We start from the raw sequence: 713 nt of genomic DNA on the forward strand, positions 1-713 counted from the left end.
CAGATCGAGGCCGTAGCGGCGGCCGAGCAGGCCGCTTTCAGGTCCCATTGATATGACCACGGCGTCGCCAGCGACCGGACCGGCCGAGGTCATCACCGCGCGCACCCGATCGCCTTCAATGTCGAGGCCTTCGACCGTCGTGCCGTAGAGGAATTGCACGCCGAGTTTCTGGGCGGCATAGGCAGCGAGGTTCTGCGTGAATTGGCTGGAGTCGCCGGTCTGGTCGATCGGCGAATAGACGCCGCCGGCGATCTTATCCTTGGCCCCGGCAAGCCCGGGCTCTAGCTCGACCAGCCGGTCGCGGCCGACGATCTCGATCGGCAGACCGTGCTCGGCGAGATAGCGGTAATTGTCGGTGCCGGTATCAAGACTCTGCTGCGAGCGGAAGAAATAGAGAATGCCCTTCTTGCGCTCGTCATAGTGAATGCCGGTGGCGGCAGAGATGGCGTTGATGCAGTCGCGCGAATAAAGCGCCAGGCGCAGCTTGATATCGGTGTTGGCGCGCAGGCGCGCTCGCGTGCACTGGCGCAGGAAGCGCAGGCTCCAGGCGAAGAAATAAGGATCGAAGCGCAGCCGCACCTTGATGCCGAGATCGTGGTTGTAAAGCGCGCGCAGGAATGTTTTCAGCGCAGCGGGCGAGGCCCAGGCGGTGGCGTCGCCCGGCGACACCAGCCCGGCATTCGATTGGCTGGTGCCGCGCGCCGCCATTGGAT

Annotated in this window: 1 protein-coding gene; it reads right to left on the reverse strand. The window is 64.4% G+C overall.

What is annotated here, in order from left to right; genetic code table 11:
* Positions 1-713: FAD-dependent oxidoreductase (locus EOA86_RS37110; RefSeq protein WP_128345864.1), on the reverse strand; the 713-nt coding region annotated here is incomplete at both ends.

This window comes from Mesorhizobium sp. M5C.F.Ca.IN.020.32.2.1 (genome assembly GCF_004023105.1).
GTDB lineage: Bacteria > Pseudomonadota > Alphaproteobacteria > Rhizobiales > Rhizobiaceae > Mesorhizobium > Mesorhizobium wenxiniae.